At 68.4% G+C, this 19,481-nt stretch carries 17 protein-coding genes; 13 read left to right on the top strand and 4 right to left on the bottom strand.

Annotated features, from left to right (window positions below):
* Position 1 precedes the first annotated feature (1 nt).
* From BLU81_RS46090 to BLU81_RS46070, 5 genes are read left to right on the top strand one after another with little or no spacing between them, the layout of a single operon-like run.
* Positions 2–1,213: a DegT/DnrJ/EryC1/StrS family aminotransferase gene (locus tag BLU81_RS46090; protein ID WP_092555916.1), complete on the top strand. Its 1,212-nt coding sequence runs from the start codon at positions 2–4 to the stop codon at positions 1,211–1,213.
* Positions 1,210–2,532: a condensation domain-containing protein gene (locus BLU81_RS46085; RefSeq protein ID WP_157752086.1), complete on the top strand. Its 1,323-nt coding sequence runs from the start codon at positions 1,210–1,212 to the stop codon at positions 2,530–2,532. The genes BLU81_RS46090 and BLU81_RS46085 overlap by 4 nt, the downstream gene beginning before the upstream one ends.
* 60 nt (positions 2,533–2,592) lie before the next feature.
* Positions 2,593–2,961: a phosphomannose isomerase type II C-terminal cupin domain gene (locus tag BLU81_RS46080; RefSeq protein ID WP_092555912.1), complete on the top strand. Its 369-nt coding sequence runs from the start codon at positions 2,593–2,595 to the stop codon at positions 2,959–2,961.
* 31 nt (positions 2,962–2,992) lie between these two features.
* Positions 2,993–3,994, top strand: coding sequence for a glycosyltransferase family 2 protein (locus BLU81_RS46075; RefSeq protein ID WP_157752085.1), 1,002 nt, complete (start codon positions 2,993–2,995; stop codon positions 3,992–3,994).
* Between the two features lie 53 nt (positions 3,995–4,047).
* On the top strand, positions 4,048–4,683 hold the full coding sequence (locus BLU81_RS46070) for an HAD-IA family hydrolase (protein ID WP_231953848.1): 636 nt from the start codon (positions 4,048–4,050) through the stop codon (positions 4,681–4,683).
* Between the two features lie 109 nt (positions 4,684–4,792).
* Here BLU81_RS46070 and BLU81_RS46065 read toward each other — a convergent pair whose 3' ends face one another.
* Entirely contained in the window at positions 4,793–5,533 is a 741-nt protein-coding gene (locus tag BLU81_RS46065; RefSeq protein ID WP_092555906.1) for an SAM-dependent methyltransferase, read from the bottom strand.
* A 209-nt stretch (positions 5,534–5,742) separates the two neighbouring features.
* Positions 5,743–7,800 carry a transketolase gene (gene tkt / locus BLU81_RS46060; protein ID WP_231953847.1) on the bottom strand — a complete coding sequence of 686 codons (2,058 nt, stop codon included), beginning with the start codon at positions 7,798–7,800 and terminating at the stop codon, positions 5,743–5,745.
* Positions 7,801–8,143: 343 nt separating this feature from the next.
* Between tkt and BLU81_RS46055 the strand changes: the two genes are divergently transcribed.
* The gene (locus tag BLU81_RS46055; RefSeq protein ID WP_231953846.1) at positions 8,144–9,217 is read left to right on the top strand and encodes a LacI family DNA-binding transcriptional regulator; all 1,074 of its coding nucleotides are present in this window, start codon (positions 8,144–8,146) and stop codon (positions 9,215–9,217) included.
* A 58-nt stretch (positions 9,218–9,275) separates the two neighbouring features.
* Here BLU81_RS46055 and BLU81_RS46050 read toward each other — a convergent pair whose 3' ends face one another.
* Positions 9,276–10,658 carry an MATE family efflux transporter gene (locus tag BLU81_RS46050; protein WP_092555902.1) on the bottom strand — a complete coding sequence of 461 codons (1,383 nt, stop codon included), beginning with the start codon at positions 10,656–10,658 and terminating at the stop codon, positions 9,276–9,278.
* Positions 10,655–11,644 (bottom strand): phosphotransferase family protein, encoded by a 990-nt coding sequence (locus BLU81_RS46045; protein ID WP_092555900.1) that lies wholly within the window; start codon positions 11,642–11,644, stop codon positions 10,655–10,657. The genes BLU81_RS46050 and BLU81_RS46045 overlap by 4 nt, the downstream gene beginning before the upstream one ends.
* Before the next feature lie 200 nt (positions 11,645–11,844).
* Between BLU81_RS46045 and BLU81_RS46040 the strand changes: the two genes are divergently transcribed.
* The 7 genes from BLU81_RS46040 to BLU81_RS46010 all read left to right on the top strand — a co-directional run bounded on the left by BLU81_RS46040 (position 11,845) and on the right by BLU81_RS46010 (position 19,371).
* Entirely contained in the window at positions 11,845–12,924 is a 1,080-nt protein-coding gene (locus tag BLU81_RS46040; RefSeq protein WP_092555898.1) for a MupA/Atu3671 family FMN-dependent luciferase-like monooxygenase, read from the top strand.
* 174 nt (positions 12,925–13,098) lie between these two features.
* Positions 13,099–14,277: a radical SAM protein gene (locus BLU81_RS46035; RefSeq protein WP_092555896.1), complete on the top strand. Its 1,179-nt coding sequence runs from the start codon at positions 13,099–13,101 to the stop codon at positions 14,275–14,277.
* Between the two features lies 1 nt (position 14,278).
* Positions 14,279–14,533 carry an acyl carrier protein gene (locus BLU81_RS46030; protein ID WP_231953845.1) on the top strand — a complete coding sequence of 85 codons (255 nt, stop codon included), beginning with the start codon at positions 14,279–14,281 and terminating at the stop codon, positions 14,531–14,533.
* A 77-nt stretch (positions 14,534–14,610) separates the two neighbouring features.
* Positions 14,611–15,834 (top strand): hypothetical protein, encoded by a 1,224-nt coding sequence (locus BLU81_RS46025; RefSeq protein WP_157752084.1) that lies wholly within the window; start codon positions 14,611–14,613, stop codon positions 15,832–15,834.
* A complete protein-coding gene (locus BLU81_RS46020) occupies positions 15,831–16,931 on the top strand; it encodes a radical SAM protein (protein ID WP_092555883.1) in 1,101 nt (366 codons plus the stop codon). The genes BLU81_RS46025 and BLU81_RS46020 overlap by 4 nt, the downstream gene beginning before the upstream one ends.
* Positions 16,928–18,031 carry a glycosyltransferase family protein gene (locus BLU81_RS46015; RefSeq protein WP_197686068.1) on the top strand — a complete coding sequence of 368 codons (1,104 nt, stop codon included), beginning with the start codon at positions 16,928–16,930 and terminating at the stop codon, positions 18,029–18,031. The genes BLU81_RS46020 and BLU81_RS46015 overlap by 4 nt, the downstream gene beginning before the upstream one ends.
* A gap of 83 nt (positions 18,032–18,114) precedes the next feature.
* Entirely contained in the window at positions 18,115–19,371 is a 1,257-nt protein-coding gene (locus tag BLU81_RS46010; protein ID WP_092555881.1) for a condensation domain-containing protein, read from the top strand.
* Positions 19,372–19,481 lie beyond the last annotated feature (110 nt).

Below are 19,481 nucleotides of genomic sequence, written 5' to 3'. Positions count from 1 at the left end.
TGTGCCAACCGACGGTGGCGACAGGCCGCTTCGCTACGAACCGCTCCGGGGCCTCGCCCTCTGGGGCACCGAAGAGGAAGCAGCGGTGTCGGCGGTGGTCCGCGCGCGATCGCCCTTCCGCTACTACGGCCCGGACCTGCTCGGCCGGGCCCAGGCGTTCGAGGAGGCCTTCGCGGAGCGGATCGGCACCCCGTACGCCGTCGGGGTGAGTTCCGGCACCGCCGCCCTCGCCTGCGGTCTCGTCGGGCTCGGGCTGCCCGCCGGGGCCGAGGTGATCGTGCCCGCGGTGACGTTCGTCGGCTGCCCCAACGCGGTCAGCTGGGCGCGAGGCGTCCCGGTCTTCGCCGAGGTGGACGACACGCTCACGCTCGACCCCGCGTCGCTGGAGGAACGGCTGACCGACCGGACGTACGCGATCATGCCGGTGCATCTCGCGAACGTGGCGGCGGACATGGAGCCGATCATGGACTTCGCCCGCCGGCACGGGCTCCGGGTGCTGGAGGACGCCGCGCAGGCGGCGGGCGTGCGCTACCGGGGTCGCTCGGCCGGGGCCTGGGGCGACGCGGGGGCCTTCTCGTTCCAGCTCGAGAAGAACATCACCGCGGGAGAGGGTGGCGCGGTCACGACCGCGGACCCGGTGGTCCACGATCGGGTCCTGCGCTACCAGGACCAGGGTGGGCAGTTCAGCACGTCGAGCGGCCAGGTGCGCGGCGAGGGTGCCTCCGAACCGTTCCTGGGGGTCAACCTCAGGATGACCGAACTGGAGGGCGCGCTGCTCGGCGTCCAGTTGACGCGGCTGGACACCATGCTCGACCGGCTGCGGTCGATAGCCCGTCACGTCCGGGCCGAACTGTCCGGCACGGTGGAGCACTGGCGCCGGATCCCCGACGACGAGGGCAGCGGCGGCGATGTGACCCTGTTCCTGCCCTCGCGGACGGACGCCCGTCGGCTTCTGCGCCTGCTCGCCGACGCCGGTGTCCCGGCGGCCACCCTCTACCAGGGGCAGGGTGTCTACTCCAACGCGGCGGTCCGCGACGGCCGAACCGCCTGGGGCGTCGAGTGGTCCCGGCCCGCCCGATGCCAGCGCAGCGAGCAGTTCGCTGGCCGGTCGGTCACCGTCACGCTCGGCGCGACCATGACCGACGCGGACGTGGACTGGCTCGTGGCGACCCTGCGCAAGTCCTATGAGGAGTGCCGGGCGGGTGGCCGATGAGCGCCGCCACCCGTGACCTTGCCGAGGTGCGTCTGCACGGTGCCGGGACCGGGCCCTTCCCGCTCTCCTGGGGGCAGGGCAACATGTGGGAGAGCATCCTCGCGCTCGGCCCGGAGGCGAGCAGGTTCAATCTGTACGAGACCTTTCCGCTGAACCGGTCGCCCGGCGTCGGCGAGGCCGTCTCCCTGCTGGACCGCTGCCTGAACCGGTTCGACGCATTCCGCCTGGTGTTCGACGCGTCCCGGGCCCAGGAGTCCTTCCACACCGAGGTCCGCCTCGCGGTGCCGGTGAGCGAGTTGCCGCCCGGCCCCGTGGACCCTTACACAGTGGACGCGGCCGCGCTGAGCACAGGCCCCTTCGACCTGCGCGAGCCGCCGATCCGTGTCGGGCTCCTCCATCGCGGCGGCCGGGTCACCCACGCCTCACTGGTCCTGTCCCACCTGCCGTTCGACGGCGCGTCGTTCGAGATCGTCAAACGGCATGTGACAGCCGCCCTGGAGGGGTGCGAGCCGTCCGCTCCCGGCCTCTCGACCGGAGAACTGCTGCGGTACGAGTCCTCCGAGGCTGGCGTCCGCAGGAGCGACGCCGTCATCGGGCGCTGGGTCGCCGCCGCCCGCAGCCTGCCGCCCGGGCGGGGTCTCATGCCGACGACACCTGGCTCGTACTCCGTGACCGCCCTGCGTTCGGATGCGGTCGCGATCGCCGCGCAGGTCCTCGCGCGAAGGCTTAACGTCAGCACGACGAGTGTCGTGCTGGCCGGGCTGAGCCAGGTGATCACCCGCGACGTCGATCCGGGGCTCGGCAGCATGCTCATGGTGTGCAACAACCGGTGGCAGCGGCAGTTGGGCGACTTCGCCGGGCAGACCCTCGGCAACGGGCTGCTCCGGCTTCCTCGTGAGGATGACAGGATCGACTTCCCCGCCTACCTCAAGGCGGTCCACCTGCGCGCCGTCCTGGCCTACCGCCACGCCCGCTACGACAGCCTCGCCTGGCGGCGGACGCTCACCTCGCTGGCGGCGCGGGGCGAGTCCGCCGACTTCACGTACTACTTCAACGACGTCCGAATGCAGCGTGGGACGTGGGACGGTCTGGAGGACCGAGCCGGTGAACTGAGCAATCTGCGTGAAAGGACCGAGCCGATCCGGGTCGTGGCACGGCGGGACCGCAGCGACGCAACCCTGTTCGCCAACCTGCACGACGGCGGGCGTACCTGTGTCGTCGACATCGTGTGCGACGACGACCGCGTCCCGCCGGACCAGGCCGCGGCGGTCCTCGCGTCCCTGCAGGACCTGCTGGTGGAAGCCGCGGCGGGCTCCTGAACGGCGGCGCGGCGTAGTGACACCTGTTTCTCGCACAGAACGGACAACGGAGGCGATGGCGTGAACGACAGTCGGACCGAACCTGCGGTACGCCTGTACGACAGGCCGTACGGGCGGCAGGAGATCCTGGCGCTCAACACCGAACTCACCGTCAAGATCATCACCGTGGATCCCGGCGGCCAGGTGAGCCTGCACCGCCACGAGAAGCGCGACGAGTGGTGGACGATCCTCGACGGCCCGATGAACGTCGAAGTCGGCGACCGGGCGTGGGCTGCGGCCCCCGGCGAGCGAGTTTGGATCCCCCGGGGCACCGCGCACCGTGTCGGCAACGCCGGCGCCGAGCCCGGCCGGCTCCTGGAGATGGCATTCGGGCTGTTCGACGAGGACGACATCGAGCGGCTCGCCGGCGACTACACGACCTGCCGGTGAGCGCCCTCGCCATGGGAGAGACGGGGGCGCCGTGCCGCCATTGCTGAGCATCGTCGTTCCGATCTTCGACGTCGAGCGTTACCTGCACGCCTGCCTGACGTCGCTGACCGGCCAGACCCTGACCGATCTCGAGATCGTCGTCGTCGATGACGGGTCGGTCGACACCGGCGGCGACATCGCGCGGGCGTGGACCCGCAAGGACCCGCGGATCCGTATCGTCGAGCAGCCCAACACCGGGCTGAGCGCTGCCCGCAACACCGGGGTCCGCGCGGCGAACGGCACCTACCTGGCCTTCTGCGACGGCGACGACGTGGTGCCGGAGGGCGCCTACGCCGCGCTCGTCGGCTCACTGGAGGAGACGGGTTCCGACATGGTGAGCGGTGACGTCCGCCGCCTCGACAGCGGCGGGGTCCGCCCGCATCCCGGCTATGAGGACACCTTCTCCCGCGCCCGACGCCGCACCCACATCCGGCGGCACACCGCGCTGGTGCGGGACCGCATGGTGTGGAACAAGGTCTTCCGCCGCTCGTTCTGGGACGCGAGGAAGCTGACGTTCTCCCTCCCCGCGTACGAGGACGCACCGGTGATGATCCGGGCCCACATCGAGGCCACGGCCGTCGACGTGCTGCCCGAGGTCGTCTATCTCTGGCGCATCCGCGAGGCCGGGGCACCGTCGATCACCCAGCGCCGCGACGATCCCGCGAACCTGGCCGCCTGTATGCGCATGGTGGTCGACACCTTCGACGTCATCACCGCGCAGGCGCGCGACCTCGTCCCCGCGTACGTCGAGGACATGTGCCACAACGACATCCAGGACGCGATCCGCGCGCTGCACCTGCACGACGAGACCGCACTCGGCGAGGTGTTGTCCCTCGCCCGTTCCTTCGTCGCGCGGGTGCCGCCGGACCTCATCGCCGCACTGCCCGCCGAGGACCGGCGGCTGATGCACCTCCTCCACGGCGGAGACCTGGAGCGCGCCCGGCAACTGGTGGACCCGCCCCCGAGCGTGACCCTCGCCAAGGAGAGCCGATGAACGCCGGGTCCCTGCCTCCGCCGGCAGGATCTCCTTCCCGGGAGCCGGTCGACGTGAGATGGGATCTGAGCTCCATCGCGGCGGTCCTGCTGGACATGGACGGGACGCTTGTCGATTCGGACAAGGCGATCGCGCAGGCGTGGACGGCCTGGGCGATCGAGCACCGTGTCGTACCGGCGGCCGCGCTGGCGATCTCGCACGGAACTCCGACCAGCGACGTGGTCCGTGCCCTGCTGCCCGGCCTCGACGAGACGGAGGTGATCAGGTCGGTGCGGCGGCAGTGGGCGCTGCAGTACGACGATCTCTCCGATGTCTCCGCCCTGAGCGGCGCCCATCGACTGCTCTCCACCCTGAGGCGTCTCGACCTGCCGTGGGCGGTGGTGACCAACGCGGATGCCACGCTGGCGGCGGCGCGTCTCGGCGCGGCCGGCATCGCGGCGCCACTTCTCATCACCGCGGATGACGTCATCGCCGGTAAACCCGACCCGGAGGGCTACCTGGCGGCAGCCGGCCGACTCGGCGTTCCGAGTTCTGCCTGTCTGGTGGTCGAGGACTCGCCGGCCGGTCTGGCCGCGGGACGGGCAGCGGGAATGCGCACCGCGGGCCTGCGGGGAATCGACGCCGACATCCCGCTAACGAACCTGGAGCAACTCGCCGATCTGCTGCGTTCCCGCGACGCGACTGGGTGATCGATCGGTGGTATCTCCCGCCGCCAGCCCGCGCCGGCCACGAGCCAGCGGTGCGAAGCGGCGGGAGATCCATCGACGATGACCTGTCCGATGCGGAGCTGTCCTCGGGCTATCCGCGTTTACGCAGGGCGAAGACGCCCCAGCCGAGATACTCGCGCCGATAGCGCACGTGCCGTACCGGATCGGTATCCAGCTCGGCGCGTAGCCGCGGGGCCAGCTTATCGTCCGGGTTGGCGTCCAACCAGGTCCGGATGTTCAGCCAATGCGCGGCCGCATATCGATCCCAGGAGTCCTGACTGGCCAGCACCATCTCGACCAGATCCCAGCCGAGGTCGTCACCGAAGTGGGCGACCAGCTCCGGCAGCGACCGGAAGTCATCGCGGGTCTGCGCGTGGCACGCCTCCACGGTCTGCTGGTCGGGCGGGTCCAGCCGCCAGTACGGCTCGCCGATCAGCAGCATGCCGCCGGGACGCAAGCTGCGCTCCAGGATCTCGATGGTGCCGGCGACACCGCCGCCGATCCAGGTGGCGCCGAGGCAGGCGGCCACGTCAGCCGGTTCCGGCGCGACGAAACCGGCCGCGTCGCCGTGGACGAACTCCACCGGAAGGCCGGCGGAATACTCCCGCGCCTCCGCTACGAACGCGGTGCTGATGTCCACGCCGATGCCCCGGATGCCATGCGCCAAGTGCCAGCTGCGGAGCAGTTCACCCTTGCCGCAGCACAGGTCGACGAGGCGATCGCCGGCCCGCAGCTTGATAGCTTGCCCGAGGGTCGCCAGGTTCGCGGGCGAGAACGGGTTGAGAATGCGAAGGTCACCCTCGCGGATGACGTGGTGACGAGGAAGGTCCATGCCGAAGTGTCCTGTCTGAGGTCGTTGCGAACGCGAAGGTCGTCAAGGAATCGCTACGCAGCGGCATCAAATGCACCCACTCTCTAGACAGGATTCGCGACACACTAGATCGAGTTCGGAAGGTCCGGCAACCGAGATCGGGCGAGATTCCGCCGCTGAGGCGGTGACGCGTCGGCCCAGCACCGCGTCCCCCGCCTGAGTTGTGCCCGTCACCGGCCGCGGCCGGCCTTGGTGAGGCTGACGTGTGCCGCGCTCACCACGCGGTCCACCGTGATGCCGAAGTGCTCGAACAACAAGCGGTAAGGAGCGCTGGCACCGTACCGATCGACGCTGATGATCTCGCCGTCCCCGCCGACGAACTCGTGCCAGCCCAGGGCGGCACCGGCTTCGACGGACACCCGGGCCCGGACGCTCGGTGGCAGGACGGAGTGGCGGTACGTCTCGTCCTGCTCCCGGAACCACTCGACACATGGCATCGACACCACACGGACCGAGATGTCCGCGGCGGCGAGCCTCTCGGCCGCCGCTACCGCCAGCTGCACCTCTGACCCGGTGGCGACCAGAATGACGTGGGGGTTGCCGTCGGCCGCGTCGAGCAGGACGTAGCCGCCGTTGGCCACGCCCTCAGCCGACGCGAACCGTGAACGGTCGAGGACGGGAAGGTTCTGCCGGGACAGCACCATACCGGCCGGCCGCCGGGAACGCTCGAGAACCGTACGCCAGGCGACCACGGTCTCGTTCGCGTCGGCGGGCCGGACGACGTCCAGACCCGGGATCGCCCGCAGCGCCGCGAGGTGCTCGACCGGCTGGTGCGTCGGGCCGTCCTCGCCGATGCCGATCGAGTCGTGGGTCCACACGTAGGTCACCGGCAGTTCCATCAGCGCCGCAAGCCGGACCGGCGGGCGCATGTAGTCGGAGAAGGCCAGGAAGGTCCCGCCGTAGGCCCGGAATCCGTAGAGCGCGAATCCGTTGAGGATCGCGCCCATGGCGTGCTCGCGCACGCCGAAATGCAGATTGCGGCCGTACGGCGAGCCGCTCAACGCTTCGGGCAGGAAGCTGTCGGCCCCCCGGATGGTGGTGCAGTTGTTCTCGCCGAGATCGGCCGAGCCGCCCCACAGCTCGGGCAGGACACCGGCAAGCGCGTTGAGCACCTCGCCGGAGGAGCGGCGGGTCGAGACCTCGGTGCCCGCGGCGAACGCCGGCAACCCGGCCGTCCAGTCCCGGGGCAGTAGCCCCGCCGAGACACGGTCCCATTGCGCCGCGGCTTCCGGCAACTCGGCGCGCCACTTGTCGAAGCGGGCGTTCCAGTCGGTACGCGACCGGAAGCCACGCTCCTTGACCCGGCGGGCGTGAGCGAGCACGGCGCCGGGCACGTCGAAGGTCCTGTCCTCGGCGAGCCCGAGCCGGCGCTTGGTGGCGGCCACCTCGCCGGGTCCCAGCGGGCCGCCGTGCGATGCGGCGGTTCCCTGTACGCCCGGCGCGGGCCAGCCGATCACCGATCGCGCGACGATGAGCGACGGGCGCCCGGCTTCGTCACGCGCCGCCTGCATCGCCATGGCGAGGGCGGGGATGTCGTTGATGTCGGCGACGCACTGCACGTGCCAGCCGTACGACTCGTAGCGCGCGGCGACGTCTTCGCTGAAGGCGAGGGCCGTGTCGCCTTCGGTCGAGATGCGGTTGTCGTCGTAGAGTACGACGAGATTGCCCAGCCGCTGGTGGCCGGCGAGCGAGGACGCCTCGCTCGTGACGCCCTCGTGCATGTCGCCGTCGGAGGCGAAAACCCACACCGTGTGGTCGAACACCGAGGTACCGGCCGGCGCCTCCGGGTCGAACAGGCCGCGCCGTTTCCGGGCGGCCATCGCCATACCGACGGAGGTGGCGAATCCCTGGCCGAGGGGGCCGGTCGTCATCTCGACCCCGGCCGTGCGGCCACGCTCCGGATGGGAGGGCACCGCCGAGTCCCACTGCCGCAAGCGTGCGAGGTCCTCGATCGTGATTCCGTATCCGGACAGGTAGAGCTGCACGTACAGGGCCAGGCTCGCATGACCGCAGGAAAGCACGAACCGGTCCCTGCCCTCCCAGTCCGGGTCACCGGGATCGTGCCTGAGAAAACGCTGGAAGAGCAGGTATGCCGCCGGCGCGAGCGCCATCGCCGTCCCGGGGTGTCCGCCGCCGGCGTGCTCGACGGCGTCGATGGTGAGGGCCCTGCTGACCGCCACGGCCTTCTCGTCAAGGTCGGACCAGGGGAAGGCGTGCGTAGCGCTCAAGGGGTGGTTCTCCCTTCGGCGATCGCTGGCGACAGCCTCCGCACAAGGGGGGCCGTCGAGCCGATCGAGGAGGTACAAGCCTGAACATGAGACATCGACAACGATCTCCACCGTACCAGAGCGTGACGGGCCGGTTGGCCATCGCTGCATCATCGTGGCCGCCATGGCCATGCTCCGCCGCGGCGGCCTCTGCCCGTCGCCACCCGGACGATCACGAGAACCGACCCACGAGAACGTCAGAAGACCCCTAGTAACTTGGGAGGCGCCCGGCCCTGTGTCTAACATGGATCTTCGACGTGACGGGTCGCCCCGGGCGGGCCGGTTCGACAGAGGGGTTCAACCAGTGCCGCAGATCGATCCGCCGCGGCGGCGCCGGGTGTCGATGGCAGACGTTGCCCGGCTCGCTGGAGTCTCCACACAGACCGTTTCTCGCGTCTCCACTGGCTATAGCGGCGTCGACGGCAGCACCCGGCGACAGGTGCTCGCCGCCATGAAAGAGCTGGGTTATCGACCTAACGGTGCTGCGCGGGCTCTCAAACACGGCGAGTTCAAAACCCTCGGCGTGATGCTGGGCAGCCTTGCCGACACCGGCAGCGGCCGCATTCTTGAATCAATCGCCGCTCAGGCCGTGCTCGCAGGCTATGCGATCACCTTGATCCCGGTGCAGGCACCCACCCGCAGCGGCTTTATCGGCGCCTTCACTCGCTTCGACGAGCTGGCGGTTGACGGGATCATCATCCTGATGAAGGCTCAGCTGCTCGACGAGGTGGGGATGGCGTTACCGCCCACCTTGCCCCATGTCGTCGTGGTCGACTCCGACATCTCCCATCGCTACAGCACGGTGGATAGCGACCATGCGGAGGGCGTCCGCCTGGCCGTCCGCCATCTGCTGAAGTTGGGGCACCGGACGGTGTGGCACGTCAGCGGGCCTGAGCAATCGGCCGCCGCCATCCGACGGGCGGTGGCATGGCGCAGCGAGTTGGAGGCAGCGGGTCAGACGATACCTCCGCTGTTGCACGGGGACTGGTCGGCTCGATCGGGGTATGTCGCCGGCCTCGATCTGGCCGACCGGCCGGGCTGCACCGCTGTGCTCGCCGCCAACGACCAGACGGCTCTCGGTCTGCTGAAAGCTTTTCAAGAGCGAGGCAAGGATGTGCCGGAGCAGATCAGCGTCGTCGGCTTTGACGACATCCCGGAAGCCACCTCCTTCATTCCCTCGCTCACCACCGTCCGCCAGGACTTCGCCGAGGTGGGCCGCCTCTGTTTGCAGGAGATTCTGCACCAGATCCGCGGCGAAGGTTCCCGGCGGACACAGACTCTCGTGCCCGCCCAGCTCGTCGTCCGAGGCAGCACCGCTGTTAGCCGCGCCTGTGGTACCGCAACGAGTGGTTCGCCACCATCCGCATCGGCGGGCTGACGGGGGGGCACCGACGCTCCCGGCGGCGACCGCGAGCTGCTCGTGGTCGCCGCCGCCTTTAGGACCGAGGTGGTCGGATTGTACTGGTTTCGGATCTCCCGGTTACCGTATAGAGACGAGAGATCGCCAGCAACGCGACGCAGGCCGACAAGAGCTCGCCCGCTGCGAGGCTGAACCAGACACCCACCTCGCCCAGGACGGCGAGGGCAAGCACAAGGGGCAGCTTAATGATCAGCAGTGTGCCCACGGAGATCACGTATGCAGGCCGGAGATGGCCGAGCGACTGGAAGTAGGCTGATGTCAGGGGGACGACGCCAGCCACCGCTATCCCCACTGCCAGGATCCGCAGCACTTGCGCGGACTCGAGGGCGACTTCTGGCTCCTCGACGAAGATCCGGGTGAGAGGGTCCGCGAGAAGGATCAAGACGGCGCTGGCCAACACGCCGTAGCCCAGGGTCGCCCGCAGGGCAAGGGTACGGACGCGGAGCACGCGTTCAGACAGCCCACGCCCGGCGTTGTAACCGACGATCGGCTGTATGCCTTGGCTGATCCCCATCTGCGGCATAGTGATGAAGGTTTGGATGCGTGCGCAGACGGCGTATGCGGCTAAGGCGACCGTAGCGGTCGCAAGGGCTCTGTTGACCAACACGACCAGCAGCGTCGCCCCGAGCCCCGCGAGGAACGACGGCGCCCCGATTCCGATCAATTCCCTGAGGACCGCCAAGCGCGGGAGCAGATCTCGGACGCCGACCCGGTATGGCCGCGTGGACTGGCCGAAGAAGAACCACAAGCTCATCAGCGCCGACACCGTCTGGCCTCCGACGGTGCCCAGCGCCGCGCCGCGCACTCCCAGGTCGAAGCCGTAGATGAGCAGCGGATCGAGGATGATCTGCACCACCACGGCCACGACCCAAAGCGCGGTGGCGTATCGCTGGCGGCCCTCGGCGCGCACCAGGCTGGAGAAGCCCGTGTACGTCAGCGTGCCGCACAGCAGCACCACGAGATAGTCGCGGCTGTAGTCGCTGGTTCCCGCACCGGCGCCGAGCACGCCGAGCAGCGGGTCCAGGGCGATGAGCCCGGACACGGTCACGGCAATCGCGATCAGCCAGTAGATCGCGAATGCGTTACCGGCGGCCCGCGCGGCGCCGGCTGGATCGCCCGCGCCGAGCCGACGGGACACGAGAGACGCACCGCCCGCGCCCACCGTGGTCGATACCGCGCCCATGACGAGCAGCACGGGAGCGGCGAGGTTGACTGCGGCCATCGCGTCCGCGCCGACCCCGTGCGCGACGAACCAGGCGTTCGTCAGGGCGTAGAAGCCGTAGACACCGACCGACAGGGTCGTCTGGGAGCAGGTGTGCCAGAGCAGCCGTCCCAGTGGTGCGGTGCCGAGAGCAGTGGTGGCGTCGGAGGCCAGGGGCGGCTTCGCCGACTCGGTCACCTGATGGGCTCGTCGAACAGGTGCACGGCCGTGCGCAGGTGTTCCCGGGCCCAGTCGTACTGCCCGGTGTCCTGGTGCTGCCGGTACTCCGTCTCGATGATCTGCACGATCAGCAGGTGGAGGTTGTACAGCCGACGGCGTACCCGCTCGCCAGGTCTGAGCGACGTGTGCCCGTAGCCGCTCAAGAAAACGGCCGGGTCGCCGAAGGCGCTCAGCTCGTGGCCGGCGAATCCGAACTCCATCAGCGGGTCGCCGTAGAACGCCCGCTCATGGTCCACGATCGCCACGATCTCGCCGTCGCGCACCATGCAGTTTCCCGGCCACAGGTCCCAGGCGACGAAGTGGGGTTCGGTGACCTCGTCGAGGGAGTCCGCGTGTGCCGATAGGATCGCGCGAATCCGGTCGTACGCGCAGCCGAGGTCGACGTCACGCCGCTCGCCGTCGCCCAGCAACTCCTCGATCATGCGCAGGAACGTCGCACGCCACGTGGTCTCGCCCGGACCGGTCAGTGGACCGAACAGCTCGCCGTGGAGGGAGTTCAGTTCCCGGGTGATCGAGCCGAGCGCGAGGTCGTAAGCGTCGATCTGCGCCTGGGTGAGCTTGTTCCGGACAGCGTTCAGATTGTCGGCCTCGACGTAGGACATGAAGAAGTAGTCCGCGTCGCACAGCTCATGGGTCCGGTCCGCGAAATGCACGGCGGGTACGGGAACCTTGGTGTGCTCTGCGATCAGCTGGAGGGCCGTCAGCTCGGTCGCCATGGTACCGCGCTCGTAAGTCATGACCTCGACCTCGGGCGCCGGCGCGACCTTCAGAACGACCTGCTTCCCGGAGCGCAGCCGGATCCGGTAAACCGCGTTGAACAAGCCGTGACTCAGCTCGCTGAACCATTGCCCGCTGTCGGCGGGCAGCTGATGCGGGCCGTACGCCCGAGACACCATCGCGCGAAGCTTCTCGGCCGGCTGCCGGTTCTTGGTGATGCTTTCCATCTGCCCTCGCGTGATCAGCGGGTGCGTGCGCCGGTACCTGCGTACACCGGGCGGTCACGCCTCGGGAGGGGAACCCCATTGATCGAAAGATACCACTGTCGATCTCGCCCTGCGACTATCCGACTGCTACCGTCAGCGATCATCGCGACACGTTTGGCCTGTGGACCGTGAGGTATCGACACCAGCTGACGGGGGGCGCCGTGGATTTCAGCTTGTTCTATTTCGCCGATGACGGCGAGGCAGCGGGAGACCGCTACCGCTTGCTCATGGAGGGCGCACGCTTCGCGGACGAGCACGGTTTCGCGGCGGTCTGGACACCGGAACGCCATTTCCACCGGTTCGGGGGCCTGTTTCCGAACCCGGCGGTCACGGCGGCGGCGGTGGCCGCCACCACCAGCCGAGTCAAGGTGCGCGCCGGAAGCGTGGTACTTCCCCTTCATCATCCGGTCCGGGTCGCCGAGGAGTGGGCCGTGATCGACAACCTCTCCCGCGGACGGGCCGGCCTCGCACTCGCCTCCGGATGGAACCCCCAGGACTTCCTCCTCGCGCCGGAAGCGTACGCGGACCGCCGACAGCGCACCGTGGCCGCCGTCGATACCCTTCGAAGACTATGGCGCGGCGACCCGTACGAGGCCGAAACGCCCCTCAAGGTCTATCCGCCACCGGTCCAGTCCGACATCCCCCTGTGGCTCACGAGCAGCGGCAACGTCGAGACCTTCGAGGCCGCGGGGCGCGCCGGCACCGGCCTTCTCACGAACCTGCTGACGCATGACATGGATTCACTGTCGGACAAGGTCGTGAAGTACCGGCGGGCGTTCGCGGACTCCGGACGTGACGGGCGTGGCCACGTCGTCCTGATGTTGCACGCCTGCCTAGGCGACAACCTCCCCGCAGTGGAGGACCTCGTGCGCGAACCGCTGCGGCGTTACCTGATGTCCGCACTCGACCTCAACCTCCGGTCCGCCGGCCCGTCCGCGAGCGCCGCGACACCGGGGCGCCAGTCCGCCAGAGAGCGGGCGGAGTCCTGGGCCCGGACCACGTTCGCCCCGGCGGCCGTCGACAGCGCCTATCTCCGCTACCTCACGACGGACGGTCTCTTCGGCTCGGTGTCAGACGCCCTGGCGGTCGTCGACCGGGCCCGCCGGGCGGACGTCGACGAGATCGCGTGCCTCATCGACTTCGGCATTCCGGCCGAGGCGGCTCTGCATGGCCTGAACTACCTGGATGAGCTGCGCGCCGCGGCCCAGGCGGAGCACCGAATCACCAAAATAAATTTGTAGAGATCAATGTCTGATCGCCCTCCGATGTAGACACGAACGTATCCCATATGATCTCCTGATTTGCGAGTCGCGGTCCGGCCGAACGGGTCCGATCCGGGTCGGCGCAGGTGAGTTCATGGACCGCGACGGCGGGATTTGTTGCCGGCCACATCTTCGACGAACGGTGTCCAGGTAATGAGCCATCCACGCACGGCCAAAACCATTGACTCACGAGAGTTCTCGGACCTCAAGCGGACCATTGAGATTCGGTCCCGAACCAAGAGCGCCCTCGACGCGGATCCCACGTACGCGTCGCCGATCCCGGACGAGATCAGCCTGCAACTGACCTACAAATGCAATTTGCGATGCCTGCACTGCTATCAATGGAACGAGCAGGGATTTCTCCGCGAGTACAGTCACGAGATGCAACGCACCGAACTCGGCGTCGACATCATCGAGCGGGTTCTGACCGCCACCGACGACAACCGCGCCAAATTGTTCCTGTGGGGCGGCGAACCGCTCATGCATTCGAAGTTCGGCGAGGTGGCACAGCTGCTGGAGCAACATCCGCGGACCGTCACCATGTGCACGAACGGGCTCCTCATGGAGCGAAACGCGGAAAGCCTGCTGCGCATCGGTGAGAACTTGAACCTTCTGGTCAGCTTGGACGGTCTCGCCGGCGATCACGAGGCGCTGCGGGGCCGGGGCACCTTCCCACGGACCGTGCGCAACATCGAGAGGATGTTGGACCTGCAGCGCAGCGGCGATTTCCGCGGCATCGTGTCGGTCTCCTGCATGGTGAGCAACGAGACGGTGCACAACATGTACGAGTTCATGGAGTGGGCTGAGGAACTCGGCGTCCACAGCGTGTACTTCCAGTTCCCGTGGTACATCAGCGAGAGCGTCGCCGCGGAGATGGACGAGATGTACGCGCGGGAGTTCTCCTGGCTAAATCCGCCGAAGCCTGGGGAGCGGCCGACCTGGCATTCGTACACCTATCGGCTGAACCCCGAGACGATTCCAGTCCTGCGCGATTCCATGAGACGCCTGGCAGAACGGCGCTGGCGAGCGCGGATCCGCTATCAACCGCAGCTTGCCGCCGACGAGGTGGAAGATTTCGTTCTCGGCACGTCGCGTCCGGCACAGCGACGGAGTAAATGCCTCGCCGTCTCCAATCGGATGGAGGTGCACGCCGACGGGAACGTGAGCTCGTGCAAATTCTTCTCCGAGTTCATCGTGGGCGACCTGCACGAGGAGGACGTCGTTGAGCTGTGGCGGGGAGAACGGTTCCGCCGAGTACGGGAGACGCTGCGCGGCACCGGGCTTATGCCGGTGTGCTCAAAATGCATCCTGCTGTATCTGAATGGAATCTGACATGGACGAGATGGCACTTCTCAAGCAACTTCTCGCCGAAGCGGTCGGCGATGGCACACCGGCCGCCGAGATCGACGACGACGCTGACATCGTCAATGACATCGGCATCGACTCCATCCAGATGATCACCTTTCTGCTCAGCGTCGAGGACGCCCTGGACGTCAACCTCGACTTCGAGAACCTGGACCTCGCGGACCTGACCTCACTGCGCCAGTTTCACACCTTCGTGGTGTCGATGCGGGCCACGGCAGCCTGATCGTGGGTGCGCTCCGCATGGGGCCGTTCGACGCCGAGGGCTCGTGGCGTCCGGCGGACATGGCAAGCCTGCCCGGCGTGTCTGACCGGCGGGCAGCTCCCGTCGTAGCGGCGCTGGGCGAGACGCTGGCGGTGCTCTGTGAGCCGGGGGACCTGCTCGCGGCGCCGGCCGCACCGCATCCCGCCTTCACAGCGCTCCTGGCGCTCGCCGGCTTCACGGCCGAGCATCTGATCGTCCCCGAACTGTTCGGCGAGAGTCCGGCAGCCTCCACTCCCACGCCGGCACGCTGGAGCGAAATCCGAACGGCTGTAGCGGGCCTGACACTGGCCCCGTACGCAGTGCTCCGATCGACGGCAGTGTTGGGAGAGGCCCTCGGGCTGGCTGGTACACACCCGCCCTACGACACTGTGGTACGAGTGAATTCGAAGAGCTGGTCGAACGAGATCGTGCGCCGCAACGGGTGGGCAGGCGCGGGTGAGGTCGCCCACGACACCACGGAGCTACGGCGTCTGGTCACTGCCCACGGCAGCGCCGACGTCGTGGTGAAGGACCCGTACGGCGTCGCAGGCCGGGGATCGCTGGTGGTGACGTCGCCCCGAGTCCTGGACTCGATCGTGCGGCACCTCGACGCGCAAGTGGCCGCGGGGGCGTACGTGGAGGTGATCGTCCAAGCCCGATACCGCCGCCGACTCGACTTCTCAACGCATTGGGAGATCAATCCCGACGGCTCCGCCGAGCCCGGCGCGGTGGTGCAGACCGACAACCGGGACTTCACCTACGCGGGCAGCCGGCCGGCGACGGACGAGCTGCTCCGGACGCTCGACGAGACGGATCATCCCGAGATCGCCGCCACTGTCGCCGGCGAGCTGAGCAAGGACGGTTACCACGGCCCGGTCTGCATAGACGGCATGGTGATCGAGGAGGGCACGGTCGTACCCGTTCTCGAGGTCAACGCCCGGACATCGATGGGAATGATCGGACTGGCGCTCCAGGCCCGGGCCGCCTCGTGCGGCCTGCAAGCGGTACTGCGCCACCTTCCCGTACGCGTCGGCACGGCGCGCGCCTTCGAACGGCTGGCTGGTGAACTGGAGCGCGACAACCTTGCCTTCGACGGCAAAAGTCCCGGCGCCCTGCTCGTGACCGCAGGAACGCTGGTGCCTCCTCGCGGGCGGCTGTGTCTCGCCCTTTTCACCGAGCGGCCCAGCGACGAGGTCGTCCTGCTGACAGCGGTGGCCACGGCAGCCGGGCGCGCCGGAATCCGCATCTTCGGTACCGAGACGACGGGGAAGGCATCCGCATGACCACCCAGAAGTTCAAGCCCCCGGCCAAGGGCCCCTCGTGGCTGGTCATCCAGCTACTCGAACGGTGCAATCTCCGATGCACCATGTGCTACGAGTGGGGAGAGAACGGCTCGTACCTGGAGCTGTCGAAGCTCGCCGAGCTTGATGAGGATCTCCTGCTGAACACGCTGAAGGAGAGCCTCCCGGCGCGGCCCTACGTCGAGTTCTTCGGCGGCGAGCCGTTGCTCTACAAGGGCATCTGGAAGGCGATGGACCTCCTGCGCGAGGGAGGCTGCCAGCTCGTCTTCCCGACCAACGGGACAACCCTTCGCAGCCACGCGGACAGACTCGTGACCGACAGCCCCACCCGGATCTGGGTCTCGCTCGACGGTCCGGAGGAGATCAACGACCGCCAGCGCGGGCGCGGGGTATATCAGAAGGCGATGCGCGGCATCGAGGAAGTCAGCGAGCAGAAGCGCCGCACCGGTCTGCGCTATCCCGAGCTGGGCATCACGTTCCTTATCACCCCCGACAACTATCTGACCATCGAGCAGTTCTTCCGCGACGTCGACCTCTCGCATCTGGGCGCCATCAGCGTCGAGCTGCAGAGCTACGCCACGCCCGAGATGCATCGCCATTACAGCCTGGTCGCACACGACGTTTTCGGCGTGACGTCGACCCCGCACGCCGCCTCGTACGTGCGTGATCCCAAGATTTTCGCCGACGTGGACGTGGACGAGCTCGTGCGCCAGCTGCTGGCGGTCCGCAAGCTCTGCGAGGCCAACAACGTGCGCTTCTGGACCAGACCGGAGACCGTCGACACCGGCACCATCGCCGCCTACCTGGCCGCCGACTGGAGCAAGATGAACGACTTCCATCAACGGTGCGCCATACCGTGGCGGTACGCGGAGATCTCCGCGCGCGGCGAGGTGACGACCTGTCACACGTTCTACGACATCACGATCGGCAACATCCACGAGCAGAGCCTGCTCGAGATCTGGCAGGGCGACCGGGCCAAGAAGGTCCGTGACCACGTACGGAAGGAACTGTTCCCGATCTGCCCGACGTGCTCCCGCTTCTACTCCCTCGGCGCGCATCCGGTCGGTCCGCAGGGATGATCGCGATCCTCACCTCCGGGGTGGCGCTCGGGGCCTACGTGCCGGGACTTCTGCTCGCCCGCCGGCTGAACGAGTCCGGGACGGCCGCCCGCGTCGACGTCCTGGAGCGGCTGTTCCCGGGCCCGATCCGCGACCGTATACAGGTCAACAGGCGACTGTTCCACCGTGACTTCCGCCTCGCACGAGCAGCGCATGCTCTGGCCAGGGACCAGCGGAACCTCCTCGACGCCGACCTCACCGCCCGTCTGCTGGAGGAATGGACCGGCAGCGGGGTTTCCACCGTCGTCGTCTTCTCGGGTTTCTGGGCCCCGGTGGTCGACGCCTACCAGCGGACCACACTCGGGCTACGAGTCGAACGATGCCACGTCGACGCGATTCATTCTCCCTCGTTCCAGGCCGGAGGAGACATCGCCGGCGCCGGCGATGTCTGGCTGATGGACAGCCGCCGGGGAACCGTCGACATCACCATCCCGGTCTCCGGCGAGCCGGTCATCCCGTGGGCCGATCGCGAACCGAGGATGCTCGTGCACGGCGGCGGGTGGGGCATGGGCACCTTCCTCACCGACGCGCAGCGGCTCGCCCGAGGCGGCGTCCAGCTCGACGTCGTCGCCCACGAGCGCGCCGACATCACGTTTCGCGACGGCACCCGGTACTTCACGAGCGACCCCGACTGGCAGCCGTGGAGCGACGGCGGATTCCCGCCCTTCGGCGAGGTGAGAGGGGACGGGAGCGTCGGCTATCGGGCCGCGACGCGATGCCCCGCCTCCTTCGACCTCGTGCGCCAGGGCATCGCCGTGGTGAGCAAGCCTGGGGCCGGTACGCTGCTCGACTCGCTGCACGCGGCGACGCCGATGATCCTCCTGGAACCGCTCGGTGAGTGGGAGGAGCACAACGGCAGACTGTGGCAGCGAAACGGATTCGCTGTCTCCTTGGACGAGTGGTGTTCGCGGGGGCGGCCGCTCGAACTACTGGGCGACCTGCATCGCAACCTGCTGAGGGCGCGCTCGGCCACACCGTCCTACGCCGACCGGTTCCTGGAGGGGGGCGCGGTCCCCGGGGAGTCGCCAGCCCCCAGGACCAGGGGAAGGTCGCAGCGTTGAGCGCGGACCAGTGGGAACCGCATGAGATCGTCCTTCGCGGGCCCGAAGCTGGGCCTCTCCCCCTCACCTGGGGGGAGGGAAACATGTGGGAGAGCATGCTCGTTCTCGGCTCGAGCTCGGACCAGCTCAACCCGATAGGCATCTCGCGGGTCGACAGCCCGGTGCCGCTCCGGGCTGCGCTGTCACGCATCGAGCGCTACCTGACGCAGCTCGACATCCTGCGCGTCGTCTTCGATGAGAAGCGGCGGGAACAGACCTTCCGCGATCACGCCCAGGTCTCGGTCCTCGTGCGGGACATGCATGACGCGAGCGGCGCGGGCGGGCTGGAAAGAGGTGGCTTCGAGCGGTTCCGGGACGCGGGGTTCCCGACGGAGGCTTTCGAGCTGGACGCCGCCCCGATCCGGATAGGGCTGCTGCACCGCCGCGGGATCGTCACGCACATGATCCTTCTCCTGTCCCACCTGCCCTTCGACGGAGTGGCCTTCCGGCTGCTGGAGCGCCAGCTGCTCACCGCTATCGAAGGTCACGAAGTGCCCGAGCCGGGGATGCAGACCGAGACGCTGGTTCGGCATGAGCAGGCCCCGGGCAGCATCCGTCGCAGCGAGGCGGTGCTCGAGCGATGGGTCGACGCGGCGACCAGCCCGCCGGCCGGACGAGGACTGATGCCCACCACGCCCGGCGCCTACTCGGTGATCGCTCTGCGCTCCCGCGCCGCCGCCATCGCCGCGCAGGTGATCGCGCTCAGGACGGGCACGAGCACGACCAGCGTCGTCCTGGCGGCGTTGACGCGAGCTGTTCACCACGAGATCGATCGAGATCTGTCCGCGATGCTCCTGGTGTGCAACAACAGATGGCAGCCGCAGCTGACGCAGTTCATCGGCCAGACCCTGGGTAATGGGCTGCTGCGCTACTCCCGGCAAGACCTGACCGGGGAGATGACGTCCCATGTCCGGGCCGTGTACGCGCGCACCCTGAATGCCTACGCCCGCGCCCGGTACGACACGCTCCGATGGCGGGACACTCTCACCGGCCTCGCCGCCGCGGGGCTCTCCAGCGATCTCTCGTACTACTTCAACGACGTGCGGGCCATCCGGCAGGCGTGGCAAGGGCTGGAGAGCCAGGCCGGCGAGCTCGGTGGCCCGGCGGAGCGGGAGACCTCGATCGACGTGATCGAGCGGCGGGACCTGAGCGACGCGACCGTCTTCGCAAACCTGCGCGATGCAGGACCGGAGTGCCTGCTCAAGGTGGTCTGCGACGAGAAAAGGATGACGCCTGACGCGGGCGCCGCGATGCTGGCGGCACTGGAAGCCGTGCTCGTCCGAGAAGCCAAGGCCATCTGACCCGGCCACCCGCCTCAGAGAGGATCGCCAGTTGACGCCGCTGTCGAGCGTGGTCGTGCCGGTGTACGACGCCGAGCCGGACCTCGAGCCCTGTCTCGCCTCCCTGGCTC

The sequence above is a fragment of the Actinoplanes derwentensis genome (genome assembly GCF_900104725.1).
In the GTDB taxonomy this organism is placed as follows: Bacteria; Actinomycetota; Actinomycetes; order Mycobacteriales; family Micromonosporaceae; genus Actinoplanes; species Actinoplanes derwentensis.
Note: the sequence above shows the minus strand (reverse complement) of the source record. Positions and strands in the feature narration are given on the sequence as shown.

What these genes read in the sequence shown, in the direction of transcription:
- BLU81_RS46085 (WP_157752086.1), top strand. Translation starts at nt 1,210, where the DNA reads ATGAGCGCCGCCACCCGTGACCTTGCCGAGGTGCGTCTGCACGGTGCC.
- BLU81_RS46065 (WP_092555906.1), bottom strand. Translation starts at nt 5,533, where the DNA reads ATGGACCTTCCTCGTCACCACGTCATCCGCGAGGGTGACCTTCGCATT.
- BLU81_RS46045 (WP_092555900.1), bottom strand. Translation starts at nt 11,644, where the DNA reads ATGGAAAGCATCACCAAGAACCGGCAGCCGGCCGAGAAGCTTCGCGCG.
- BLU81_RS46035 (WP_092555896.1), top strand. Translation starts at nt 13,099, where the DNA reads ATGAGCCATCCACGCACGGCCAAAACCATTGACTCACGAGAGTTCTCG.
- BLU81_RS46030 (WP_231953845.1), top strand. Translation starts at nt 14,279, where the DNA reads ATGGACGAGATGGCACTTCTCAAGCAACTTCTCGCCGAAGCGGTCGGC.
- BLU81_RS46020 (WP_092555883.1), top strand. Translation starts at nt 15,831, where the DNA reads ATGACCACCCAGAAGTTCAAGCCCCCGGCCAAGGGCCCCTCGTGGCTG.
- BLU81_RS46015 (WP_197686068.1), top strand. Translation starts at nt 16,928, where the DNA reads ATGATCGCGATCCTCACCTCCGGGGTGGCGCTCGGGGCCTACGTGCCG.
- BLU81_RS46010 (WP_092555881.1), top strand. Translation starts at nt 18,115, where the DNA reads ATGTGGGAGAGCATGCTCGTTCTCGGCTCGAGCTCGGACCAGCTCAAC.